Origin of the sequence: Frankia sp. AiPa1 (assembly GCF_023243075.1) — a bacterium.
GTDB lineage: Bacteria > Actinomycetota > Actinomycetes > Frankiales > Frankiaceae > Frankia.
Genome location: NZ_JALKFZ020000192.1, coordinates 1 through 25,667 on the forward strand (window position 1 = coordinate 1; position 25,667 = coordinate 25,667).

14 protein-coding genes are annotated in these 25,667 nt (G+C 69.9%); 9 read left to right on the plus strand and 5 right to left on the minus strand.

The annotated features are described in order from the left end of the window. From MXD95_RS26855 to MXD95_RS26865, 3 genes are all read left to right on the plus strand, one after another. Positions 1-458, plus strand: a 458-nt coding sequence (locus MXD95_RS26855) for a WD40 repeat domain-containing protein (RefSeq protein WP_374122158.1), incomplete at its 5' end; no start/stop codon positions are given. 91 nt (positions 459-549) lie between these two features. Beyond that, complete coding sequence (locus MXD95_RS26860; RefSeq protein WP_250643530.1) at positions 550-2,166, plus strand: 3' terminal RNA ribose 2'-O-methyltransferase Hen1; 1,617 nt, start codon at positions 550-552, stop codon at positions 2,164-2,166. An 8-nt stretch (positions 2,167-2,174) separates the two neighbouring features. Continuing rightward, positions 2,175-5,111 carry a polynucleotide kinase-phosphatase gene (locus MXD95_RS26865; RefSeq protein WP_250643531.1) on the plus strand — a complete coding sequence of 979 codons (2,937 nt, stop codon included), beginning with the start codon at positions 2,175-2,177 and terminating at the stop codon, positions 5,109-5,111. Between the two features lie 150 nt (positions 5,112-5,261). Here the strand turns inward: MXD95_RS26865 and MXD95_RS26870 are convergent, their stop codons facing one another. Together MXD95_RS26870 and MXD95_RS26875 are read right to left on the minus strand one after the other, a co-directional pair. Continuing rightward, positions 5,262-5,678 (minus strand): hypothetical protein, encoded by a 417-nt coding sequence (locus tag MXD95_RS26870; protein WP_250643532.1) that lies wholly within the window; start codon positions 5,676-5,678, stop codon positions 5,262-5,264. Positions 5,679-5,748: 70 nt separating this feature from the next. After that, entirely contained in the window at positions 5,749-8,238 is a 2,490-nt protein-coding gene (locus MXD95_RS26875; protein ID WP_250643533.1) for an AAA family ATPase, read from the minus strand. Positions 8,239-8,687: 449 nt separating this feature from the next. Between MXD95_RS26875 and MXD95_RS26880 the strand changes: the two genes are divergently transcribed. The 5 genes from MXD95_RS26880 (at position 8,688) to MXD95_RS26900 (ending at position 18,591) form a co-directional block, all read left to right on the plus strand. Continuing rightward, the gene (locus MXD95_RS26880; RefSeq protein ID WP_250643534.1) at positions 8,688-10,463 is read left to right on the plus strand and encodes an HsdM family class I SAM-dependent methyltransferase; all 1,776 of its coding nucleotides are present in this window, start codon (positions 8,688-8,690) and stop codon (positions 10,461-10,463) included. Next, positions 10,460-12,442, plus strand: a complete 1,983-nt coding sequence (locus MXD95_RS26885; protein ID WP_250643535.1) for a type I restriction-modification system subunit M — start codon at positions 10,460-10,462, stop codon at positions 12,440-12,442. The genes MXD95_RS26880 and MXD95_RS26885 overlap by 4 nt, the downstream gene beginning before the upstream one ends. An 89-nt stretch (positions 12,443-12,531) precedes the next feature. After that, positions 12,532-13,677, plus strand: a complete 1,146-nt coding sequence (locus tag MXD95_RS26890; RefSeq protein WP_250643536.1) for a restriction endonuclease subunit S — start codon at positions 12,532-12,534, stop codon at positions 13,675-13,677. Next, positions 13,674-16,799, plus strand: coding sequence for a type I restriction endonuclease subunit R (locus MXD95_RS26895; protein ID WP_250643537.1), 3,126 nt, complete (start codon positions 13,674-13,676; stop codon positions 16,797-16,799). The genes MXD95_RS26890 and MXD95_RS26895 overlap by 4 nt, the downstream gene beginning before the upstream one ends. Before the next feature lie 82 nt (positions 16,800-16,881). After that, a complete protein-coding gene (locus MXD95_RS26900; protein ID WP_250643538.1) occupies positions 16,882-18,591 on the plus strand; it encodes a protein kinase domain-containing protein in 1,710 nt (569 codons plus the stop codon). 51 nt (positions 18,592-18,642) lie between these two features. On the opposite strand, the gene MXD95_RS26905 is transcribed toward MXD95_RS26900, so the two are convergent. Together MXD95_RS26905 and MXD95_RS26910 are read right to left on the minus strand one after the other, a co-directional pair. After that, complete coding sequence (locus MXD95_RS26905) at positions 18,643-19,881, minus strand: ATP-binding protein (protein ID WP_250643539.1); 1,239 nt, start codon at positions 19,879-19,881, stop codon at positions 18,643-18,645. A gap of 108 nt (positions 19,882-19,989) precedes the next feature. Continuing rightward, a complete protein-coding gene (locus MXD95_RS26910) occupies positions 19,990-21,171 on the minus strand; it encodes a hypothetical protein (protein ID WP_250643540.1) in 1,182 nt (393 codons plus the stop codon). A 183-nt stretch (positions 21,172-21,354) separates the two neighbouring features. On the opposite strand from MXD95_RS26910, the gene MXD95_RS26915 reads away from it, so the two are divergent. Continuing rightward, entirely contained in the window at positions 21,355-22,107 is a 753-nt protein-coding gene (locus MXD95_RS26915; RefSeq protein WP_250643541.1) for a hypothetical protein, read from the plus strand. A gap of 50 nt (positions 22,108-22,157) precedes the next feature. Here MXD95_RS26915 and MXD95_RS29065 read toward each other — a convergent pair whose 3' ends face one another. Further along, positions 22,158-25,475 carry a tetratricopeptide repeat protein gene (locus MXD95_RS29065; RefSeq protein ID WP_250643542.1) on the minus strand — a complete coding sequence of 1,106 codons (3,318 nt, stop codon included), beginning with the start codon at positions 25,473-25,475 and terminating at the stop codon, positions 22,158-22,160. Positions 25,476-25,667 lie beyond the last annotated feature (192 nt).

Consider the following 25,667-nt stretch of genomic DNA (forward strand, 5'->3'; position numbering starts at 1 on the left):
GTCGGGAACTGCTCGCGCTCACCGGCCACTCCGGCTGGGTGTGGGCGGTGGGGTGGAGTCCGGAGGGGTCGCGGGTGCTGACCGGCGACGGCGACGGGTCGGCGCGGGTGTGGGATGTGGGGTCTGGTCGGGAACTGCTCGCACTCACCGGCCACACCGGTGCGGTGCGGGCGGTGGGGTGGAGTCCGGAGGGGTCGCGGGTGCTGACCGGCGGCGACGACGGGTCGGTGCGGGTGTGGGATGCCGTCAGCGGTGATCCGGTCGGGTGGCGCCTGGAGCAGCTTGCCGAGGGAGAACTCGCGGTCTGGTCCGCCGCCGACGGGCGGCTGCTCGGGGCGACGCGCGAGGCGTGGCGGTGGCTCGGCTGGCAGGTGCTCCGCCGGGGCGAACTCGTGCGGCTGCCGGCCGAGACCTGGGGCCCCCTCCCACCCCTGGACCAGTCACCCCCCACCCCCTGACCAGCGGGCCAGGCGGCAGGAACAGCGGGCCCGGCAGGCGGAGTGGGAAAGTCGTTGGCCCGGGATGTCCATCGCTTGGCAGAATGCCGGTGTGCTGCTGACCGTGTCGACGACCGTACGGCCCGCCACCGACCTGGGCTTCCTGCTGCACAAGCATCCCGACCGGGCGCAGCGGTTCACCACGGCGGCCGGTCCGGCGCATGTCTTCTACCCGCAGGCCACCGAGGAGCGCACCACCGCCGCCCTGCTGCTCGACATCGACCCGGTCAGCCTCGTGCGCGGCCGGCCTGGCAGCGCGGGACGTGCCGGTGGCAGGTCGGGTGGCCTGGGTGCGGGCGCCGGTGCGGCGACGGCGGGCGTCGAGGCGCACTACGTGGATGACCGGCCGTACGCGGCGTCGAGCCTGCTCGCGGTCGCCCTCGCCGGGGTGTTCTCCACGGCGATGGCCGGCGTCTGCAAGGCCCGACCGGACCTTGCCGCCCGTGCCATCCCGCTGGAGATCCGCATTCCCGCGCTGCCGTGCCGGGGTGGCGGTGGCGAGCTCGCCCGACGGTTGTTCGCGCCGCTGGGCTGGACGGTCGAGGCCGTGCCCACCCCGCTGGACCCGCGGTTCCCCGAGTGGGGCATCGCATCCCACCATGACGTCACGCTCACCGGCACCGTGCGCCTCGCCGACGCGCTCACCCAGATCTACGTGCTGCTGCCCGTCCTCGACGACGGCAAGCACTACTACGTCGGACCGGACGAGGCCGACAAGCTCGTCCGGGAGGGCGCCCGCTGGCTCGGGGAACATCCCGAACGCGACCTCATCGCCCGGCGTTACCTCGCCCACCGGCGCGGCCTCGCCAGCTCCGCCCTGGCCCGCCTCGCCACCGTCGACGACGTGCCCGAGGACGCCATCACCACCGGCTTCGAGCCCGGCCTCGTCTCGGCCGACTCCGCACCAGACCCGGCTGAGCCCGGCGCCGCCCCCGCCACCTCGCCCATCTCGTCCACCGCGCCCACTGCGTCCACCGCGCCCACTGCGGCCACCTTGGCCACTGCGGCCACCTTGGCCAGCGCGAGCACGCCAGCCAGCGCGAGCGTCTCGGAGCCGAAGCCGCCGTCGCTGGCGCAGTCGCGCCGTGAGGCCGTGCTCGGCGTGCTGCGGGCGGCGGGGGCGCGGCGCGTCGCCGACCTGGGCTGCGGTGACGGGAAACTGGTCGCCGAGCTGCTCGCCGACGTGTCCTTCACCGAGGTGATCGCGGTCGATGTGTCGCACCGGGCACTCGAGCTCACCGCCCGCCGGCTGCGGCTCGACCGGATGCCCGAGCGGGTCCGGGACCGCCTGCGGCTGGTGGCCTCGTCGCTGACCTACACCGACGCGCGCCTCGCCGGCCTGGACGCGGCGGTGCTCAGCGAGGTCGTCGAACATCTCGACCCGCCGCGGCTGCCGGCGCTGGCCGAGGCCGTGCTCGGCGCGGCGCGGCCCCGCGTCCTCGTGGTCACCACGCCGAACGTCGAGTTCAACGTTCGCTATGCGGGCCTGGCGCCCGGGGCGCTGCGCCACCGGGACCACCGGTTCGAGTGGACCCGCGCCGAGTTCGCCGCCTGGGTGCGCGGTCTCACCGAGACCTACCCGTACACCGCCCGCGTCGGCGGCGTCGGGGACGCCGATCCGGACCTTGGCGCCCCCACCCAGCTCGCGATCCTCGAACGGACAGGATGACGACGACGATGACCGACCCCACCAGCGCGTCCGACGTCGGTCCGCGGGTGCTGGCGATTCCCGAGATGTGCCTGGTGGTGCTCGTGGGGGTGTCCGGCTCCGGGAAGTCGACGTTCGCGCGCACCCACTTCGCACCGACCCAGGTGCTGAGCTCGGACTTCTGCCGCGGGCTCGTCGCCGATGACGAGAACGACCAGGGCGCCACCCCGGACGCCTTCGACGTGCTGCACTACATCGCCGGTAAGCGGCTCGCGGCCGGCCGGCTCACCGTCGTCGACGCGACGAACGTCCAGGCGAAGGCCCGCGCGTCGCTGGTCGCCCTTGCCCGGGAGCACGACGTGCTGCCGGTGGCGATCGTCCTCGACGTGCCCGAGAAGGTCTGCGTGGCGCGCAACGCCGAGCGGCCGGACCGGCCGTTCGGACCGGGGGTCATCCGCCGTCAGGCCGGCGACCTGCGCCGTGGTCTGCGCGGCCTGGCCCGGGAGGGCTTCCGCCGGGTCCATGTCCTGCGCTCGGTGGACGAGGTGGCCGCGGCGAGCGTCGAGTACACGAAGCTGTTCACCGACCTGCGCCACGAGACCGGCCCGTTCGACATCATCGGCGACGTCCACGGCTGCCGGGACGAGCTGGAGCTGCTGCTCACCCGGCTCGGCTACGACCTGAGCCGCGACGAGGCCGGCCGGCCGACATCGGCGCGGCACCCGGCCGGACGGCGCGCCGTGTTCGTCGGGGACCTCGTCGACCGCGGTCCGGACGTCCCCGGCGTGCTGCGCCTGGCGATGGGCATGGTGGCCGAGGGCAGCGGTCATGTCGTCTGCGGCAACCACGAGAACAAGCTGGTCCGCGCCCTGCAGGGCAAGAAGGTGACGGTCAGCCACGGGCTGGCCGCGTCCCTGGAGCAGCTCGGCGCCGAACCCGCCGCGTTCCAGGCGCAGGTGACGACGTTCTGCCAGGACCTGGTGTCCCACTACGTGTTCGACGCGGGACGTCTCGTCGTCGCGCACGCCGGGCTGAAGGAGGCCTACCACGGCCGCGCCTCGGCCCGGGTGCGCTCGTTCGCGCTCTACGGCGACACCACCGGCGAGACGGACGAGTACGGCCTGCCCGTGCGTCACCCGTGGGCGCGCGAGTACCGCGGCCGGGCGACCGTGGTCTACGGCCACACACCCAGCCCCGAGCCGGAATGGGTCAACAACACCCTGTGCGTGGACACCGGCTGCGTGTTCGGCGGCAGCCTGAGCGCCCTGCGCTACCCGGAGCGTGAGCTGGTCGCCGTCCCGGCGGCCCGCGTCTACGTCGAACCGGCCCGTCCCCTGGCCGAGCCGCAGCCGGCCGACGGGCTGGTAGCCCCGGAGCCCGCGCCGCCTGCGGGGCCCGCGCCGTCCGCGCCGTCCGCGGAGCCCGCGGGGCAGTCGGCCGACCCCTCCTCGGCCGAGGCGTTGCTTGCGGCGTTTCCACCGCTCGGGCCTGCGGCGCCCGAGCCGGGGCCGTCCCTCGGGTCGCAGCTTCCCCTCGGGTCGCAACTTGCTCCCGGGTCGGAGCTTTCTCTCGGGTCGCAGCCGTCCCTTGCTCGGGACGGTCAGGTGCGCGCGCGGCGCCCCGGTCCTGCGGGCGCCGATCTGCTGGACATCTCGGATGTGCTGGGTCGGCGGTTCATCGAGACCCGTCATGGCGGGCGAATTCAGGTCCGGGAGGAGAACGCGTTGGCGGCGCTGGAGGTGATGAGCCGGTTCGCGCTCGACCCGCGCTGGCTCGTCTACCTGCCGCCGACGATGAGCCCGCCGCCGACGACCACGCTGCCGGGGCTGCTGGAACATCCCGGCGAGGCGTTCGCCGCGTACCGCGCGGACGGCGTCGACGAGCTGGTCTGCGAGGAGAAGCACATGGGCTCGCGGGCCGTCGTCGTACTGTGCCGGAACGCGGATGTCGCCGCCGCCCGCTTCGGCGCGACCGACGGGTCGACCGGTGTCGTCCACACCCGCACGGGCCGGCCGTTCTTCCCCGCGCCCGCGCCGTCGACCGCTCAGCCGTCGGCCGCTCAGCCGTTGGCAGGTCAGCCGCCGGCCGGTGAGCCGTTTGCAGGTCGGTCGTTGGCTGAGCGGATGCTCGCCCGGCTGCGCGCCGCCGTCGAGGACGCTGGTCTGTGGGACGAGCTGGCCGCCGACTGGTTGGTCCTCGACGCCGAGATCATGCCGTGGAGCGCCAAGGCCGGCGAGCTCATCACCCGCCAGTACGCCGCCGCGGGCGCCGCGGCCCGCACCGCACTGCCGGCCGCCCTCGACGCGCTGACCGCCGCCGCCGGCCGCGGCATCGACGTCGCCGACCTGCTCGGACGCACCCAGGCGCGGCGCGACAACGCCGAGGCGTTCACCGCCGCCTACCGGCACTACTGCTGGCCGACCGACGGCCTGACCGGCGTGCGGATCGCCCCGTTCATGCTCCTCGCCACCGGTCGCGCGGCCGGAACCACCTACGTCGACCGGGATCACCGCTGGCACCTCGCGATCGCCGACCGGCTCGCCGCCGCCGACCCGGACCTGGTGGCACCGACCCGGCACATCCTGGTGCGGGCGGGCGACCCGGACTCGATCGCCGCCGGTGTTCGCTGGTGGGAGGACCTGACCGCCGCCGGCGGCGAGGGCATGGTCGTCAAACCCGCGGCTGGTCTGGCCCGAGGTGAACGCGGGCTGGTGCAGCCCGGGGTGAAGGTCCGGGGCCGCGAGTACCTGCGGATCGTCTACGGCCCCGACTACACCCAGCCCGAGCACCTGGACCGGCTGCGTTCCCGCGGCCTGGGACGCAAGCGGTCGCTGGCGTTCCGCGAGTACGCCCTCGGCCTGGAGGCACTGGAACGAGCGGTGGCGGGCGAGCCCCTGTGGCGCGTCCACGAATGCGTGTTCGCCATCCTCGCCCTGGAGTCAGAGCCCGTCGACCCCCGCCTGTGACGCGGCGGCGCCTCGCGACGCAGGCTCTCCACCCCCCTCCTGTGGTGCCGGCAGGGCCTAGACCTCCCCTTTTTTGTGGTGCCGGCAGGGCCTGACCCCCCTTTTTTTGTGGTGCCGGCTGGGTGGTGGCGGGTTCGCGGGGTGCTGTGATCATGTGACGTTTGTGGGGGCTCCTCGGTTGACGGGATGGCCGAGTTGCGTGGCCAGGGAGGAGACTTCGGCGTGCCAGGCCTGGACCTGCGACCTGGTGGGGCCGATTTCGTACTGGTGGTAATGGCAGGCGACGCAGAGATGCGACCAGGCGCGGCGGGCCCGTCCGGCGGTGGCGGGGGTGCTGTAGTGGCGCAGGCAGTGGAGCTTGGCGGTCATGGTCGGGATGGACCGGCCCGGCTCGGCGGCGGCGAGCGCCGCGTCGACGGCGATCTCCAGGGCGGTGCGCAGGACGACCGCCGCGCCGCGGTGGCGGGCGGTGGGCGTCACCTGGATGCGGCCGGCGACCAGCAGATCGGCGGTCTGGAGCAGTTCGTTGATCGTGGCGCCGGTCGTGCCGGCAGGTGGCGTGCTCACTGGTTTCTCCAGGTGGAGTCGGGTTCTTCCCGGTCGGCGCGGAGACAGGGATGGGCGGTGGACGAGCGGGTCAGTTGGTGGCGGTGCTTGGCCGGCGAACCGTGTTGGCGATGCTCTCAACGAGGTCGACGAAACGGACCGGGTCGTCGATCGTGGCGCCGCCGGGGTGGTTGCCCTTCTGGCAGTCCTGGACGACCTTGACCGCCCAGTCGCCGCAGCGGTTCCTGATCTCGCCGTAGACATCGCCGGACCTCTTGGCATCGCCGAAGAGGGCGAGGGCCGCGAGCTTGGTGAACTTCTCCGCCTCGGAGAGGGCCTCGTCGAAGATGGGTTCGGCTCCGCCGGCCTTGTGGTAGCGGATCCAGGCGGCCTCGGTGAAGGCGTTCTCCAGCGCGATTCGGCCGAGGCTGGGCAGGACGTGGGCCCGTGCCGCCGCCGGCAGGTTCTTGTTCTTGCTGCTGACGGCGTGCGCGAAGCCTCGGGCCTCCTTGAGCGCCTGCTTGACGGGGTCGAGCGCGTTCTCGATCTCGACCTTCGACGCCGTCCCGCGCTCGACCCGACGGATCGTGACGTGCAGGTCCTGGCTGGTGAACGCCCGCTGGAGGCGGGTGTCATGGGTGAAAACGACGATCTGCCGCTGCTTGCCCAGATCAGAGAGAACCTGGGCGAGCCCGTTGACCTTGGCGGGGTCCATGGACTGCACCGGGTCGTCGATGAGGAGGAAGCCGAACGGGCTGTCGGCGGTGCGAGCCCTCGGCAGGAACAGCGCCAGCGCGAGCGAGTGCAGTTCGCCCTGGCTCATCACGGCGAGCGCCGAGGCGTTGGCGTCGTCGACGGAGACGTCGAGGATGAGCTGGCGCAGGGTCGAGGTCTCCTTGCCGGCCAGGCCGACCTTATTGAGGTTGACGTTGCTCTCGTGCCGTAGTGCCGCCCAGATCTCCTGCGCCTGGGCCTCGAAGGTGGTGAGCCGCTCCCGGCGCAGGTCCTGGATGAGCGAGTCGAGCCAGGAGCGGGCCTTTTTCACGCCGCCGCGGCGTGCCTTGGCCGCGTCCACGGCGCGGGCCTGGTCGGTCCAGATCTGCAGGTTGGCGAACAGAGGACGCCACCGATCGTCGCGTCCGGCCAGCACAGCCCGGGCTCGTGCGCGGGCGCTGGCACAGGCGTCGGCCAGCGTCCGCGCTATGCCGGGGGCCTCGTCGGCCAGCGTGGCCAGGTCCGTGCGCGATTCGCATGCCTGCCATATCTGCCATGCCTGCCGCACCGCGGCGAGCGCGGGTGGTATCGCGGGCGGCGCGACGATGAGCGTCTTCAGTCCGGTCTCGGCCGCCCGCAGCGCGTCGTCCGCCTTCTTGACCGCCTGCCCCTCGTCACGTAGCACGGTGGCCTGTGCCTCCGCCTGCCGTGCCCAGTCCTCGTCGAGGATCTGCTCGGTGCCGCAGACCGGGCACGTCTCGACGTCGGAGTGCCGCTCGCGGTAGTCGAGTGCCCGCAAGAGCAGGTCGGCGCGCAGCGAGGCGTCCTCGGCGTTGGTGCCCGTGACGGCCACCGCGGCGGCGAGGGCCTCGCGTAGCCGCTGCACCGCCCTGTCGACCTGGTCGAGGTCGGGGCCCTGAAGGTCGGCGAGCTGGCGCAGTTCGGCGAGGTCACCGTCCTCGACCAAGGGTGGGTCCGCCAACATCCGGTCAAGCGCCGCGAAGTCGGGGCTGGACCTCCTCTTTCCCGGAGTGTTCGTTCCCAGAGCGTCCAGCGCGGCACGGGCGCGCGTCTCCTCGGGCAGGTCACGGAGCAGGTCCTCGAGCGCGGCGGTGAGCGATGTCAGCCCCTTGCCGACGTCCTTGACCGCTGCCGCATGCTGGCTCTGCTCGTCCTTGAGTCGGCTGTCGACGGCGGTCAGGTAGCTGAGACCGAGGATCTTGTCGACGACGTCATACTGCCGGACCGCCTTGTCATCGATCAGATAGCCGAGGTCCGCGTAGGAGAGAAACGGCCGGTACTCGTCCGCGGCCCGCGCCCAGCCGGCCTGCTCGGCGGGCACGGCTGGGTGCCCACGGCGCGCGAACACGCCTTCGGAGTCCGTGAAGTCGTCACCTGGCCAGGTGCGGGTCAGCGTCGCCCGGCCGCCGCCGACCGTGAGAGCCACCTCGATCCGGGGCCGACGGATGAGGTCATGCTGGTTGCGCCAGGTGCCACGGCGGGCGTCTTCCTGGCGATTCCAGCGGGTGTTCGTGCCGAGGAAGGCGGTCTCGGCAGCCTCGGCCAGGCTCGACTTCCCGGAGCCGTTGCGCCCCATCACCAGTGTCACGCCCGGGCCGGTGGGCAGTGCCAGCTTGGTGGAAGCGCCGATGCCGCGGTACCCGGTGACGGTGATCGACTCCAGGTGGATGTGCCCGAGCGCGCTGGCCGCCGGGGTCTCCACCGCACCGAACGCCTCCCGCAGCGCGGCCCGCGCCGCGTCGGGCAACGTCGCCGCCTCCAGCCGGATCGCCGCCAGCTCAGCGATCGGCGTCGCCATGACCTGCGGCGCCGACGCGCCCGGCTCGGACAGATCTGTCTCGGTCATCATTGCCTCCGGGATGTCGAGTGAGTGTTCGCGATGTCGGGGTCGTTCACGAGCGGCAGGCGCTGTCGCTGTCGTCCGACCGGACGGGCGCGGGTGAGCCCGGCCGGCGGTCAGCCGGCGGTGGCCGGACAGCGCTGTGAACACGCGGCCGGCGCCGGGATGCCCAGGCCGCCTGAGGGGCGGCGCGAGGCGTATCGGAGACTGGGGGAGGACGCATGGCGAGGAATGACGCCGGCGCCGAGGGTGGAACTGGCCTAGGGCCGAGCGGAAGGTCGCCTCCGTGTCCGGAAGGTGACACTGAATAGATATGGTATGTGCGCATCGCGACTGATCCGCGACAGTTCAGCAGCTTAGGTCCATGCCGGACCGTTCGTCAAGTGTGAACAGTCAATTTGTGTACGAGAACCAAAACTGTTCACACGGCTTGCCTGGGGGGCGATCAGGCCTGTATGGTCCGGCATGTGGAGATCGACGGGCAGGAAGAGCTGACGGCCGCCGCCATCGCGCGGCGGATCGGCGTCGGCCGTGCCGCCGTGTCGAACTGGCGCCGGCGTTACGACGACTTCCCCGGGCCCGTCGGCGGCAACGGGACCAACCCGACGTTTCGCTGGGTCGCTGTCGCGGACTGGCTGGAACGCTCCGGCCGCGCGGGGCAGCTCGCGCGGGCGGGTCGCACGGAGACCGGAACGCAGGCTCTGGACGGCCCGACCGGTGGCTGGGCGACCCGTGACGAGCCCGTCGAGCGGGCCAGGCGGAACGTCGTGGCCGAGCAGCGGCTGGCCCGAGTCCTCGTCTCGCTGCTGCCACCGACGGTCGCCGCCGGCGCGGGGGACGACGATCTGTTCGCCACCGCGGACGACCTGCCGGTCGTGTTCGACCCGGCCTGCGGCGACGGCACCCTCCTGCTGGCGGCGGCGGACAGGTTCGAAAACGGGGTTCGCCTGTTCGGCCAGGACATCGACGAGCGGCTGACACGCAGCGCCGCGCTCGGTCTGCGTGGCCATCCGCTCGCCGGCCCGTACGACGTCCGCCTCGGCGACTCGCTGCGTGGCAACCGGTTCACCGAGCTGCTCGGCAAGGCGGCGGCGGTGGTGTGCGAGCCACCGTTCGACCGGCCGGGCTGGCCCGCCGACGAGCTGGCGACGGACCGCCGCTGGGAGTTCGGCCGCCCGGCGCCCCGCGACGGCGATCTGGCCTGGGTGCAGCACTGCTACGCCCACCTGCGCCCGCGTGGCACCGCCGTCGTCGCCGTTTCGCCGCGTGCCTGTGTCTCGCTGTCAGGGCAGGCGATTCGGAACCTGATGATCGGCAAGGGCGCGCTGCGCGCCGTGATCGCGCTACCGGCCGAGATGAGCGCCATGGCCGGCGAGACCTGTCTCTGGGTGCTGCGCCGCCCGCGCGGCGACGAGGAGGACGAGCCGGTCGTCCTGGTCGATTTCTCCGCCGCTGTCGACCTGGCGGCGGTACCGCAACAGTTCGGTGAGTGGCGGCAGCTGTTCGGCCTGGCCATGCCAGGTGGCGCGGGGCGGGTGCGACCCGGCCCCGCACCGACCCGCGCGGTGAGCCGGGCCCGGCTGCTCCAGGACGGCGAGGCCAACGTCCTGCCCTCCCGGTACGTGACCACCGAGGCGCAGGCCGGTGCCGACGACATCGCGCTGGTCACGAGGCAGCTTGAAGCGGTCCACGCCCGGCTCGGCGCCGGACTGCCGCACTATGCGGCTGCCCGCGCAGGCGGCGACTTCGCCTACGTGACGCTCGCGGAGCTCGAACGCGTGGGCGCTCTGAAAATCAGGCCGCGGGGCACGACGCCGCACGCCGGCGACGTCCTCGTCTGGCCACGTACTCCGGGCGTCATCGCGGCGACCGGCGAGGAACGGACCGATTCGATGACGACCCACATCATCGAGCCGGACCTGGCCCGGCTCGACCCCGACTTCGTGGCGACGTTCCTACGACCCGAAGTCGAGGCTGTGCCGATCCCGAGGACAATCGGCGTGCTCGGCCGCGAGGACCTGCGGCGCTGCCGGATCCCACGGCTCTCGATCGCCGAGCAGCGCCACTACGGCGCCGAATTCCGGCGACTGTCCGAACTGCGCACGGCATTGACGACGCTCGCCAGGCTTGGCACCACCGTGATTGACCAGACCCTGCACGGGCTGACCGCCGGAACCCTGACCCCCGACCGGCTTCCCCCGATGACGCCGACGCACAAGGAGAACCTGTGACTTCCCCGGGGCCCAGCCATTCGAAGATGGCCGCCGACATCTGGGCGGTGGCCGACCTGCTGCGCGGTGACTACCGGCGCCACGAGTACGGCGGCGTGATCCTCCCGTTCGCGCTCATGAGACGTCTTGACGCGGTCATGGGCGACACCCGGCAGACGGTCCGGGACAGGGATGCGTCGCTGACCCTTACGAACAAGCAGCGGCTGCTGGAAATCGCGGCCGGCCGGCCGTTTTACAACACCTCCAAGCAGGACTTCGACACGATCGCCTCCGATGCGACGAACCAGTCGGTGGTCGCGAAGAACCTGCGGGACTATGTCAACGGCTTCTCGCCGAACGTCCGCGAGGTGTTGGAGCGCTTCCGGTTCGACGAGACGATCGGCCGGCTGGCGAGTGCGAAGCTGCTCTACCTCGTGGTCGGGGAATTCGCGAAGATGCGCGATCTCGACAAGCTCGAGCCCCACGACATGGGCTACGTGTTCGAGCACCTGATCCGCAAGTTCGCGGAAGACTCGAACGAGACCGCCGGTGAGCACTTCACGCCCCGTGAAGTCATCAAGCTCATGGTCAACCTGCTGGTCGCCCCCGACGAGGACGTCGTCGCCGGACCTGGACAGGTGATCAACGTCTATGACCCCGCCTGCGGGACCGGCGGCATGCTGACCACCGCCGAGGATCACCTGAAGTCGCTCAACTCCGACGCGCAGGTCTTCCTCTACGGCCAGGAGCTCAACCCCGAGTCGTGGGCGATCTGCCAGGCGGAGATGCTGCTGCGCGGCCAGGATAGCGCCGTCAAGCTCGGTAACTCGTTCAGTCAAGATCTTTTCGCCGGGCGCCGGTTCGACTACATGCTCGCCAACCCGCCGTTCGGGGTGGAATGGAAGAAGGTCAAGGACGACATCGACCGGGAGGCCGAGCTCGGCTACGCGGGCCGCTTCGGCGCTGGCCTGCCGCGCATCAACGACGGGTCGTTCCTCTTCCTGCAGAACATGATTTCGAAGATGGAGCGGGCTGAGGGCAAGGGAGCCCGGCTTGCGATCGTATTCAACGGCTCACCGCTGTTCACTGGTGCTGCCGAGTCCGGCGAGTCGAACATCCGGCGCTGGATCCTGGAGAACGACTGGCTCGAAGGCATCGTCGCTCTGCCCGACCAGCTCTTCTACAACACCGGGATCTCCACCTACTTCTGGATCCTCTCGAACCGGAAGCCCGCGAAGCTCGCCGGCAAGGTGATCCTGCTCGACGCCCGTGACCAGTGGGAGAAGATGCGCAAGTCCCTCGGCGACAAACGTAAACTCATCTCCGAGGCGCAGATCAAGCACATCACGAAGCTGTATGAGCGGGCGCTGGAGGTTGCCGGCGATCCGGCGCACCCGGATCACGGCAAGGTGAAAATCTTCGGGACACGGGACTTCGGCTACCACCGCATCACCGTCGAGCGGCCGCTCAAGCAGCGCTTCGAGATCACAGAGGACACCTTGGCTGCCCTCACCGAGGCGAAGGCGCTCGCCAAGTGGGACGGCCGGCAGAAGCTGGTCGATGCCCTGCACGACGCGATCGGCTCGGTCTGGTGGACGAAGGATGAGGCCACGGCCGGGATGCTGGCTGCGGCGATGGCCGGGGGTGCGAGCCTGCCCGGCACCGCCGCGCACCTGAAGGCGTTCTGGAATGCCGTCGCCGTCTCCGACCCGGCGGGCGAGGTCCAGCTCCACAAGGGCGAGCCGATCCCCGACCCGGACCTCCGCGACTTCGAGAACGTCCCACTCGACGAGGACATCCACTCCTACTTCGCCCGCGAGGTCACCCCGCACGTCCCCGACGCCTGGATCGACGAGGACAAGACGAAAGTCGGCTACGAGATCCCCTTCACTCGCCACTTCTACGTCTACACACCCCCCAGGCCCCTCGCCGAGATAGACGCCGAACTCAAGGACCTGGAAGCCCAGATCCAGAAGCTCCTCGGCGAGGTGACCGCGTGAAAACACGTCTTCGTCACGTCGCTAGGGTCAATCCAGCTAGTCCAAAGTTTGATCGTCTATCTGGGGATGCTGACCTGACGTTCCTTCCGATGGAGAATCTCTGGCCTGGGGGCATGCTCGACCTCAGTCAAGTTAAGAAGAAGGCGGTTGTTGTTACGGGCTATACTCGTTTCGAGTCGGGGGATGTCCTCGTCCCGAAGATTACGCCAACGTTTGAGGCGAGTCGTTCGATTCTCGTGCCCGATATCCCTGGTCAGGTAGGGGCGGGCACTACAGAAATTCATGTTGTGCGGCCTGGACCGGACATCGACCCACGCTTCCTTCTGTACATCTTCTACGGTCGCGAGTTCCTGAAGTCTGGCGCTGCGGAGATGTATGGGGTTGCGGGCCAGAAGCGGGTCCCAGATGATCTCCTTAGAAACTGGATAGTTGACCTACCGGACCTCAACGAGCAGCGCCGAATCGCAGATTTCCTTGACGCTGAGACCGCCCGCATCGACCGGCTGGTGACGCAGAGGCTCCGGCAGCGGGAACTGCTTGACGAGCTGACTCGGAGCCTGATCGACGACTCTATTGATCGTCTAAATTCAATCCCGGCCATCCGCCTTGGGTACATGGCTTTTGTCCAGACCGGAGTGACAGTTGACAGCGGACGTCGAAACGACGACGACGCCGTCACATTGCCGTACTTGCGCGTCGCGAATGTTCAGGTCGGCCGTGTCGATCTTGGTGACGTTGCCGAGATCACGGTGCCGCGAAAGACTGCGGCCGCCTCGCGCCTGCGGATCGGGGACGTTCTGATGACCGAGGGTGGCGACCTCGACAAGCTCGGTCGGGGAACCGTTTGGCACGGAGAGATACCAGAGTGCCTACACCAGAATCACGTCTTCGCCGTGCGGCCGGACCTTCGTGCAATAGAGCCCGAGTATTTGGCGTTGTTTACGCGAACATCGCGAGCGCGACAGTACTTCGAAAGCACTGGCAACAAGACGACGAATCTCGCATCAACCAGCAGCAGTAAGATTCGCGATTTCCGCGTACCATTGCCGGATCTCCTGACGCAACGTGAGCTTGTCAAGCGTATTGATGGTCGGCTAAGGGCAGTGGTCGAGTTGGACGTGCGGCTTCTAAAGCAAATAGGCGCTCTCGCGGAACGTCGTCAAGCACTGATTACAGCTGCTGTTACTGGGCAGATTGATGTCACGGCCGCGCGGGGTTTGGAGGGAGTCGCATGACGCCGGGGGTGTACGGGGAGCACGCGTTTGAGGATCGGGTTGAGTGGGAGCTGCTTGGCCGTGGGTGGGAGGCGGGGCAGCCTACGCTCGGGTTTGATGCCGAGCTTGGGCTGGATACCGCTGAGCTGGTTCGGTTCATCGGGGCCACGCAGCAGAAGAGCTGGGATCGGCTTGTTGAGCTTTACGGCTCCAAGGAGCTTGCGCATGGGCAGTTCTGCCAGCGGGTGGCGGCGCAGATCGACGAGCGTGGGGTGCTGGACGTCCTACGGCAGGGGGTGCGGGACCGGGGTGTGCAGATCGAGCTCGCCTACTTCCGGCCTGGGCACACGCTCGCGGTCGACGCGCTGCAGGAGTACGACGCGAACGTCCTGACCGTCGCCCGGCAGCTTCGTTTCAGCGCGAGGAATCCGCAGGAGTCCGTCGACCTGGCGTTGTTCGTGAACGGGCTGCCGGTGGCGTCCATCGAGCTGAAGAACGGGATGACCGGGCAGTCGGCCGAGGACGCGGTCGCGCAGTACCGCAGGCGGGACCCAAAGGAGCTGTTCTTCGCGAAGCGTGCCCTGGTGCACTTCGCCGTCGACCCGGACAAGGCGTTCGTCGCGACCCGGCTGACCGGTCCCGACACCCGGTTCCTGCCGTTCAACCTGGGCACGAACGGGCCAGGTGAGTCGGGGGCCGCTGGCAATCCGCCGGCCCCGGAGGGTTCCTACCGTGTCTCCTACCTGTGGGAGGAGATCTGGAACCGGCACAACTGGTTGGAGATGCTGCAGCGATTCGTGCACGTCGACACGAAGGAGCAGAAGAAGGGCTCGAAGCGGCGAGTTCACGAGCTGGGTCGGATCTTCCCCCGCTACCACCAGTGGCACGCCGTCCAGACGATGGTCCGCCACGCCAGGGAGCACGGCGCCGGCCAGAACTATCTGGTGCAGCACTCGGCCGGCTCCGGAAAGTCGAACACGATCGCCTGGCTGGCGCACCGCCTGTCGACCCTGTTCGACGCGAACAACCGGAAGGTTTTCGACAAGATCGTCGTCATCACTGACCGGCTCGTGCTCGACCAGCAGCTCCAGGACACGATCTACCAGTTCGACCACACCCCGGGAGTCGTCAAGAAGATCGAGGTGGATTCGGGTCAGCTCGCGGCCGCCCTGTCGGACTCGACGTCGCAGATCATCATCTCGACGCTGGAGAAGTACCCGTTCATCCTCGACAAGGTCGCGGGCAAGGGCCTGGGCTCGAAGCGCTATGCGGTGGTCATCGACGAGGCGCACACCTCGCAGACCGGGGAGCAGGCCGCGAAGCTCAAGCAGGCGATCGGCTCGAAGTCGGAACGGGAGCCCGACGAGCTCGAGGCGACCTACCTGACCCGGGTTCGCGGCAAGCAACCGAACCTGTCCTACTTCGCCTTCACCGCCACCCCGACGTCCGCGACGCTGAAGCTCTTCGGCACGCTTGACCCGGACCACCTGGACGAGGACGGCGAGCCGCTGTACGCACCGTTCCACGTGTACTCGATGCAGCAGGCGATCGAGGAGGGCTACATCCTCGACGTCCTCGCGAACTACCTGACCTATGACGCGATGTGGCTCCTCTCCAGTGCCGCCGTCGAACAGCAGGACTCGGAGATCTCCAACCCGGAGGTCGAGAAGAAGAAGGCGCGGCGCAAGCTCGTCCAGCTCGTCGAGGCGCATCCGGAGTCGGCGGCCCAGAAGGCGAAACTGATCGTCGAGGATTTCGAGGCGAACATCACCGGTCGGCTCGGCGGCCGGGCGAAGGCGATGGTCGTCACAGACAGCCGGCAGAAGGCGCTCAACCTCTACCAGGCGATCCGCCGGTACGTAGACGACAGGGGCCTCGCGAACTGCCGCCCGCTGGTCGCGTTCTCCGGTTCGCTGACCGACGAGGAGAGCGGCCACGAGTTCACCGAGTCAAAGATCAACGGCTTCCCGGAGTCTCGGCTACCGGATCGGTTCGCCTACACCAAGGCGGACGACTCCGACGCGGCGGCGCGCAACCAGGAGGAGTACCGGATCCTCGTGGTCGCGGACAAGTACCAGACCGGCTTCGACCAGCCGCTGCTGTGCGCGATGTACGTCGACAAGCCGCTCACGGGCGTCGCCGCTGTTCAGACCCTCTCCCGGCTGAACCGGACCCATCCGCTGAAGTCCCAGGACGACGTCCGGATCGTCGACTTCGTCAACGCGGCCGAGGACATCCAGAACTCGTTCAAGCCCTGGTTCGAGAGCACGCTCACCGAGCAGCCCGACGCGAACCTGCTCTACCGCAAGCAGCACGAGGTGATGGACTTCCAGGTCCTGAACGTGTCCGAGATGGAGGCGTTCATGCGAGTACTCGGATCGGCCATCCCGGACCGGATGCCGGGCGCCGCCGAGAAGAAGCTGCACGCCGAGCTGCACCGCCTGCTCGGCCCCGCGGTCGACCGGTTCACCGCGCTGGCGACCGTGGCGGAGCGGGAGGAGTTCCGCGACGCGCTGCAGAAATACTGCCGGGCCTACAGCCTGCTCGCCCAGGTCATCGACTGGGGCGACGCGACGCTCGAGCGGCTCTACCAGTACGGCCGGATCCTGCTGCGCCGCCTGCCGGGCCGGGCCGCGACAGCCGTCGATATCGGCGACGCCGATCTGTCGCACTACCGTCTCGACTTCACCGGCCACCACGACGTGTCACTTTCACCGTCCGGCGAACAGATCGTCCGTGGCCATGCGGCCGACGGCGGCGGCTACGTCGAACCGGAGGTGGTCCGGCTCGCCGACGTCATCAGCGATCTCAACAAGCGCTTCGGCCTGGACCTGGGAACCTCCGACCAAATCCTGTTCTACCAGCAGGTCGCCGGCCTGGTCGAGAACACGCAGATGCAGCAGGTCGCGCTGATGAACGACGAGGCGCGCTTCGGCCAGGTCGTCGACGGCCGGCTCGATGACATCGTCGCGGAGAACGCCTCGAAGAACGAGGACTTCATGAAGCTGTACTTCGACAACCCGGACTTCCAGCAAGCGGTCAAGGAAGCCGCCCGCCAACGTGCCTACCGGATCATCACCGACCCGGCCCGCGACGAGGCCCTGGCACGCCTGCGCGCCGAGATGCTCCGCGAGACCACCTGAGGCACACGGGCCACCGACGGGGGAGGATTGGTGCCAGGTTCGGGGCGCGGCAAGGCCTACAGCGCGCGACGCGGGAGAAGGCGTGACTGACCCACTCACGACCACGACCACCAGCGACCCGTCGGACGACCGGATCCGGCTCTCCGGCCGGTATCGGATGGACGGGCTGCTCGGCAGCGGCGGCATGTCCGAGGTGTTCTACGGCTACGACGAGCGCCTCGACCGGCCGATCGCCATCAAGCTGCTCCGGCCGCCTGGCAACCCGCCGGGCGCTGCGGGCAGCCCGGAGCGGATCGCGTTCGTGGAACAGCGCACGATCAACGAGAAGCGGTTTCTCCGAGAGATCCGCACCACCGCCAGCCTGGAGCATCCAGGCATTCCCGCGGTCTTCGACACGGGCGTCCACACGTTCCCCGACGGCAGCCGCCGGGTGTGGCTTGTGATGCAGCTACTGCGCGGATCGACAGTGGCGCGGCTCATCGAGGACACCGACTACGACAACGCACCGCTGGGCATCGCCCGCGTGGCGGGTATCGGCGCCCAGGTGGCCGCCGTCCTGGCCAGCGTCCACGCGGTCGACGTCGTCCACCGCGACATCAAGCCGGAAAACCTCATCCTCGTGCCCGGCGGGTTCGTGAAGGTCCTCGACTTCGGCATCGCGATCCTGCGCGGCGCCGACGCCCCGCCCCGGCTCACCCAGGTCGACCACACCATCGGCACCCCGGACTACATGTCGCCCGAGCAGCACCTCGGCAGCGTGATCACGGCCGCCTCCGACATCTACTCTCTTGGTTGTCTGGTCTTCGGCCTGCTGACCGGCGAACGGGTCTTCTACCCGACCGGCGACGGAGTGTCACTGCGCGAGTTGCATGTCACGGCCGACCCGCCGCTGGTCACCTCACTGCGGCCCGACGTGCCCAGCGAGCTCGCCGAGCTTGTCAAGGCGATGCTCGCCAAGGACCTCCGGACCCGTCCCACGGCAGAGGATGCCTACCACGCCCTCGTCCCGTGGGCCGCGGCCCCGCCGGCCACACCCTCCCGCGACGGGCTCGATCCGACGCAGCCGTTCCGCAACCCGCTGCTCGTCGTGCCCCGTCAGACGGCCGCCGTGAACGGCGGCGGAACCGCACCACGCCCCGCCGCGGCCGGCTTAGGCGCATCTGCGGCCAGTGCTCCGCCTGAGGCTGGATCGCTGGCGATCCAGCTGGACCACCCGGGACTGGCTGACGTGCCACTGTCCGACGCGGCGGTGGACGGGCTGCTGGCTCACGTTGCGACGCTCGTCGCCGCGGACCGGCCAACGGAGGCCATCGACCTGCTCGATGTGGCCGTCGCGGCCGGCGCCCAGGATCCCCCCCGTGGCCTTGACCTGCGCCGCGCTCTGGCACAGACGCTCTACCTCGCCGACAGGTTCACCCGGGCGGCCGCCCTCAACGATGCCGTCCGCGCCGACTGCCTGCGCTATCGCCTGGAGCCCGGCCATCGGTGGGTCCTCGACGGCGCCTACTACGCCGGCCTCTCCTACGCCCGCATCGGCGAACCCGAGAAGGCCCTGGATCGACTCCGCGCCTACCTCGACAACGCCGACACCGCGAACGAAGAGCACCTTCGCCTCCTCGAAGCGCGCCGCACCGCCGCCTTCATGCTCGCAACCACCGGCAAGACCGCCGCCGCCCTGGCCGCCTTCAAGTCCCTCCGCCAAGCCTTGGCCGCGGCCTACGGCTCCGGCGCTTCCGGTGAACTCCAGAACCTCGAAAAGATCATCGATAGGCTCGGCCGCGGCCTGTCGTAGGTCTCCGCTCGGGGTCGGTCAGGGTGGCCCCGGTCGCGCTGGGGCTGATCCTTATGACCAGAGGCTGGCGATGGGGACGGCGATGATGCGGTCGGCCAGGCGAAACGGCCGGGGGCCGGTGTGCAGGAGCAGGCCGCAGGCGAAGCTCGCACCAGTCTGGTCCCTGAACCATTCGAGGTGTCGGGCGTCGGCCGCCGACGGTGCGGCGGACGCCTTTACCTCGATGGCGAGGAGCTGGCCGGCTCTGGTTTCCACGATCAGATCGATCTCGTGCCGGCCGTTCGCGTCGCGCAGGTGGTAGAGGTCGGCGCCGATGGCGCTGAGGGCGCATTCGGAACGCAACTGGGCCGCGACAAGGGTGTCGATGGCGCGGCCGAGGAGGTCGCCGTCCCGGAGGGCGCGGCGCTGGTCGATGCGCAGGAGCGGGCCGAGTAGGCCCGGGTCGATGAGGTAGCGCTTGGGAAGACGGACAGCGCGCAGCGTGCGGCCGCCGGCCCACGCGGGCACCCGTTGGGTGATCATGAGAGTGTCGAGAAGATCGTCGTAGGCGACGGCCGTTGTCCGGTCGATACCGGCCGAGTCATAGAGCAGCTTGTGGGTGGGCACGCCGGCGGTGTTCGCGGCGATGGCCTGGAGATAGCGCCGCATTCGCAAGGGGTCCCGGGCGACGCCAAGCGTCGGTGCCTCGCGGGTTGCCAGATGGTCGACGTAGCCGGTCAGCCAGCGGTCGCGCGCGCGTCCAGCCGGGGCGCGGATCGCTTCGGGCCAGCCGCTGGTCAGAGCCTCGTCCAGGTAGGTGTTCAGGTCCCAGCCGGGTGCCGGATCGGTGAAGGTCTCGACGCCATCCTCAATGATCCGATCAATCACAGAGAGCTCTGTCGGGTCGCCATGGCGCTCCCGACCCACGAGTGGATACATCGTCAGGCGGACTATCCGGCCTGTCGCGGGCCAGCCGGAAGCCGTCAGATCCGCCTGGGAGGAGCCGGTCAGGACGAAACGCCCCGGTCGTGGGTCGTCGTCAACGCTGCGCTTGACGGCGCCCAGCACCTCGGGGACCAGCTGCCATTCGTCGATCAGGATCGGCTCGGTGAGCCCGCGCAGCGCGGCGTCGGGGTCGGCCCGCACCACCGCGGCCTGCGCCGGGACGTCGAGGCGCAGGACGGAGTGGCACAGCCGGCGGGTCGTCGTCGTCTTGCCACAGGCCCGTGGGCCGACGACGAGAACGGCCGGGTGGGCGGCAAGCACCGCCGTGAGCTCCGTGTCGAGCAGGCGCGGAACATAGCTGCTCACGTGCTTCCAATCGACAGACAGCACAGGTTGGGATCCCAAATTAGCACATAGATCAACACTGATCTGACACGGCTCCGCCGCTCCGGGCACGGGTGCTGCGGCGGCATCTCAGTCCCGGCCACCCCCGTGGGCCTCCACCGGTAGGAACTGTGCGTATTTTTCGCGGAGGTAGGCGAGACCCGAGTCGTGTGAGGTCTCGTAATCCAGCGAATTCTGGACAAACTTAAGCCTGTGGTCGGCGTCGGAGATCAGCTCACTCCACTGTTTGACGACGATTCGGTAAGTTCCGGTGTCCTGGAGGACGCCATATGGCAGGTGCGGCTGGTTGCGTTGCTCGTCGAGAGTTCGAGTGGTCTCGTTGCCGACGAGCCAGAAATCCCACTTCACGTTTGGCTGAGTGAAGGTTTCGTCGTTGACGATGGCACTGGCGTACCCCCGAAGCTGACTGACATCATCGTCGTCGAGTCTGTGCCTCGGCCGCTTGAGCTCAACGACCAGCTGCTCGAAGGAGTCGGCGTTGGTCTGGAGGCGCCGGCCGAGGACCAGATCCGGGATGGCGTCGGAGCCATCCTCCAACCGCACCTCCTTGAGATCCGCTAGTTCGACATCCTTGCCGAGCTTGGACAGAAATTTGCCGAGGACCTTGGTCAGCCGCTCGTCGTCGCCGGTGAGGGTCCACTCCTCGCCGAAGATCCAAGTCTCGTGCGCCAAGATCCGATGAAGCTGGCGACGCTCAAGCAGGCGGCTTTTGATCTGTCGGTCGAACAGGATGGTGGTTAGCCCACTGAGGAATTCCATCCGCGCCCCGATCTCGTGGCCGGTCTGGATCAGCTGACTAAGCGTGGTGTGCTGAAGGAGTCGGGCAAGCTCGTCAACACGTGACTTCGATAGGCGAGCCAAGTCGGTCAGTATTGGCAACAGGGAACCGGGATCGCTTTCGAAGGTCTCCTTGAGGAGCCGTAGAGCGAGCGCCTTCGAATGGCTGCTCCTGCTTTCGTCGATGGTGCGTGAAGCCGCCATGGCCACAACTCGAAAGGTGTCGCGGGTTGCGGCCTCGACTGGAGTCTTGGGCTCCACCTTGTAGGGCCATACACCCTCGTCGCGCCATCGCTGGATGGTGGCGGACTCGCGAATTCGCTGCCGCTCCGCGAGGTAGTCGCGGAGCGCGTCACGTGCGGCCAGGATCAGACGGCCGCGGGGCGTTTCGATGTCATCCTCCAGCCTGATCTGGTCCCTGCTGTCGAACCCCTCCAGGATCGACTGCCCAGCTTGGACCTTGACCGTTGCCATGCGGCCATGTTGCCATCCGCCGGACACACCTTCGGGTGGAGCCAGGTGGTCTATCAGTTTGGTCGTGGTTGGTCATGGTTGGTCGTGGGGCTTGGCTGGGACCTGTCGTGGCAGGGGTTACCGCCCGCGCGGTCGGACAGCGGTGGGATCATGACTGGTAGTCGTAGCCGCTGGAGGTCCGCCATGCCCGAGTCGTCCCCCGAGCCGCAGCCAGACCATGAACCCGCCAAGGACCTGACGCTCGACGACCTTGGGCGGCCGGGTGAGGGCATCGCGGCCTGGCTCGAAGCCACGAAGCACTGGGCCAGTTCACCGCCGGCCGGTGACGACTCGGCCGCGTCCGCCGTACCCGTCACGCCCGCCGTACCCGTCACGCCCGTAACGCCCGACCGGGCAGGCGAGTCGACCGAATCAGCCGGTGTGGTCGCCAGCGCTGGACCTGCTGGGCCCGCTGAGTCCGCTGGGCCTGCGGAGCCCGCCGGGTCGGTTGAGTCCACTGCGTCTGCCGAGCCGGCCGCCTGGCCGGAGGCGGACGCGCCTGTCTGGCCGACCGAGTCCGCACCGGCGCCGGCGAAGCCCCTGCGTCCCGTCGACTGGGATCGCTCGTTCAGCCGCACCTGGGACTCCCGCTGGGACCACGAGGTGACGAACCGCCTCGCCGCCGAGCACGAGTACAAGATGGCTCAACGGGAGCTGGATGAGCTCAGCCGGAAGCAGCAGGAGGAGGCGAGGGCGCGGGCGGAGGCCTGGTCCCGGGCGGATCGGGAGCGTGCGGCCTCGGAACGGCAGGCGCGGGACCGCGCGGCCGGTGAGGCGGCCGCTGGCAATCGGAAGCAGAGCCTGTTCGACCGGCTTGAGAACCTCGGGCGCGTGTGGGACGACGACGTGGACGAGCGACCGGGCGACGACTCCGGAGATTCGCCTGGCGCACGCTGACGTTTGGCCGTCCGCGGTAGTCCTCCCGCGCGGCGGATCGGTGGCTTCGATCAGGGGCCGGGCCGGAGAAACCTGGGCTCGGGGGCGGCCGGTCGCTCGGGAGGACGCGGTTCGCCCGCCTCCGGGCGGGGAGCGTCCGCGAGGGAGAGCCGGGCGCGGACCGTGTCCGGGTGAAACGGACCGTGCTCGCGCGTCGAGTCGGCGAGGTTGGCCCGATCGAGGGATGCCGCGTCGGCGTGCCGGCCAGCCTGGCGGTAGGTGTCGGCGAGGACGAACCGGCTGGCACGGGTTTCGGGATGGTCCGGGCCAAGGGTGTCGGTGCGACCGGTGTGCACGCGCTCACTGAGGTGGACGGCCTCCGGCAGCCGGCCGGTCCGGCGGCAGGTTTCGGCGAGGGTGGCGGCGGTGCGCAGGGTGCGCTCGTCGTTCGCGCCGGCCGTATGCGCGCGGATGACGAGCTGCCGTTCCAGGTGATGGCGGGCGGCCTCGGGCTGACCGGCGCCGAGGAGCTGATCCGCGACTTTCTCGCGAGCTTCGATGGTGAGGGAGTGCGCTGGCCCGAGGACGCGTTCGTGCCGGTCGAGGACACGTTCGAGATGGGGGATTGCCTCGGCCGGTCGATCCATGGCGACGAATACGGCGGCAAGCTGCTCGCGGCTTTGGACGGACGCCGAATGGTCGGGACCGAGCACTTGATCGCGACCGGTCGCAGCGCGATCGAACAAGGGCAGGGCAAGTTCCGGTTGACCTGTCCGCCGATGGATACGCCCAAGAGCGTCGGCGCTGTCGAGGGTGCGGCGGTGGTCGGGTCCGAGGATGCGGTCGCGTCCGGTGAGGGTCTGGTTGAGTTCGCGGGTGGCGTCGGCCGTCCGGCCGGCCTGTTCGTAGGTGACGCCGAGGCCATGGCGGCTGTCGAGGGTGGCGGGATGATCCGGTCCGAGGACGCGAGTGCGGGCCTCCAGGGCGGGTTCGGCGTGGGCGAGGGCATCGCCGACGGCACCCATCCGCTGGTAGGTGGTGGCGAGCTGGTAGCGGGTGGTGAGGGTGTCGGGGTGCTCGGGTCCGAGGACGCGGTCGCGGGTGGTGAGGGTGGGGCGTAGGACGCGGGCGGCGTCGTCGCCCCGGCCGGTGTCGTCCAGGACCGTGCCGAGGCGGTGCCGGCTCTCGAGGGTGTCGGGATGCTCGGGACCGAGGATCCGCTCGCGGTCGGCCAGGTTCCGGGTGATCAGGTCATGCGCGTGGTCGAGGTGGCCGGCCTGCTGGTAGGCGCGGGCCAGGGTCTCCCGGCTGGCGAGGGTGTCGGGATGCTCCGGTCCGAGCAGGCGCTCGCGGTCGGCCGCGTTGCGTTCGGCGAGCGGGCCGGCGACGGTCAGGTGGTCGGCGGCGAGGGCGGTGCGGATGTGGACGTCGCGGGCGGCGAGGGTGTCCGGATGCCGCGGGCCGTCGAGGTGCTCGCGGGCGGCGACGGCGCGGGCCGCCAGCGGTTCGGCCTGCTCGGGATGGCCCTGCTCGAGCAGGTAGGCGGCGGCGTGTTCGGCCAGCCAGGCGGTGTGCGCGGTGTCGGTGCGGACGGTGTCGGCGGGCGGGATGTCCGCGGGCGGCGCCTCGGCGGGCTGGGTGCCGGCAGGCGGGGCACCGGGGGCATGCGGGGCTTCGGGGGAAGGGGCGGTGGCGTCCAGGACGGCCAGGGCGTGGGGGAGCAGCTCGCGCCACGCCGGCCAGGATTCGGGGTGCGCGGTGACGGTCTCGGGCAGGGCGGCGTGCAGCATCCGGCCGAGGCCGTCGACCAGGTCGGCGGCCTGTTCCGGCGTGGTCTGGGCGCGCACGGCGGCGCGTACCAGCGGGTGCATCGCCACGGCGGAGCCGTCGCGGTGGGCGAGCCCGGTGCGTTCGAGGGCGGCGGTGGTGGCGGCCAGTGCCAGCGGGTCGGCGGCGACGGCGCGTAACCGGTCGCCGGGCAGTGTGCCGGCGCCGATGTCGGTATCCGTGCCGGTGCCGCCGATGCTGGTTCCGGTGCTGGCTTCCGCGGTGAGCAGGCGCAGCGGCAGGCGGGTGGAGTCGCCGTGCGCGGCGAGCCGCACCAGCGTCGCCGCGGCGGGATTGTCGGCGTCGAGCCGGCGGATCGCCTCATCCCACTGGGTGGCGATGGTCGTCTCGGGTCGTCCCGGCACCGGACGGTCGCCGAGCGCGGCCAGTGGCACGGCGGCGCGTTCCAGGCCGGCGAGGAAGCCGTCGGCGTCGCCGTGAATGTCGATGATCTGGTGCGCGGCCTGGTCGAGTGCCTGCGGATGGTCACCGAGATGGGTGGCGACCCGGTCGGCGAGGGCCGCGTCGAGGCCGGGCAGACGGTCGGCGAGCAAGGCCACCGATTCGGCGCGCGGCAGCGGCCGCAGGCCGAGGACCTGGCCGTTCCACGGGCCGCTGAGCTGGCGTTCCCAGTCCCAGGTCGAGCCGCGGGAGGTCGCCAGCACCCGTCCGGCGCCCTCGGACGGCCGCAGCCAGCCGGGCAGATCGGCGGCGTCGGCGAGGTCGTCGAGGACGAGCAGCCAGCGTCCACCGGCCATGTCGAGGTGGGCGAGCACGGCCGCCGGTTCGGCATGGGATGGCAGGCCGAGCGCTGGAGCGAGCGCCCGCACCTGCTGCCCGACGAGTTCGGGACGGCCGGCGGGTACCCACCAGACCGCCTGGTAGTCCAGCCGATGCTGGCTGACGAACTCGGCGGCCAGGCTGGTCTTGCCGATGCCGGCGAGTCCGGTCACCGCGACCAGTCCACTGCCGGCCAGTGCCGTGTCGAGCTGGGCGAGGTCGTCGGCGCGGCCGAGGAAACGGGCTGCCGGTCGAGGCACGTTCCAGACCGCGGGCAGTTCCGCCGGGTAGACCGGCCGTGCCGCCGCCCCCGGGAACCGCACCAGCCCGCTCTCACCGGCGCCGGGCGATTCCCGGCCCAGGCTCGCCCGCACCGCGCCGAGCAACACGGATTCGGCGGCCGATTCGCCGCGGCCGACCAGGTCGATCGGTGCGATCTGACCGAGCAGCCCTGGGATGGGTCGTTCGGTGACCCGGGCGACGAGCAGCGGGCGCTGGGCGGTGCCGTCGACCGGCGGGGACCAGGCGGCGCCCCATTCGGCCTGGGCCTGCGCGGAGTCGAGGTAGTCGTCGGAGACAACCGCGATGGTGCAGCCGGCCTGCCGGATCATCCGGTCCAGCCAGACCACCACGTGCGTGCCGGGCACCACATCCCAGGCGTGGTTGGCGACTCGGTGCCCCGCCCCTTCCAACGCCGCGGAGATCCACTCCGCCCAGGGCTGCCCGTCCCCGGCATACGACACGAAACAGTCGACGGCGTCCCCTTCGCCCCCGAACGTCACCCGGACAGCATCGCATAGTCACCCAAACGAGCACGGTACGGCCACCGGCGCCGGACGGCCGTCGCGAGCAATCGTTACAGAGGTGAGCGAGTATGGGCGGCCGGCACGTTCGGTGGCCTGGCCGGCGCTCAGTTATGAAGCACTTATGATGCATCCTGCGACCCCTGCCAGCGAGTCGCATAACTATTGCAT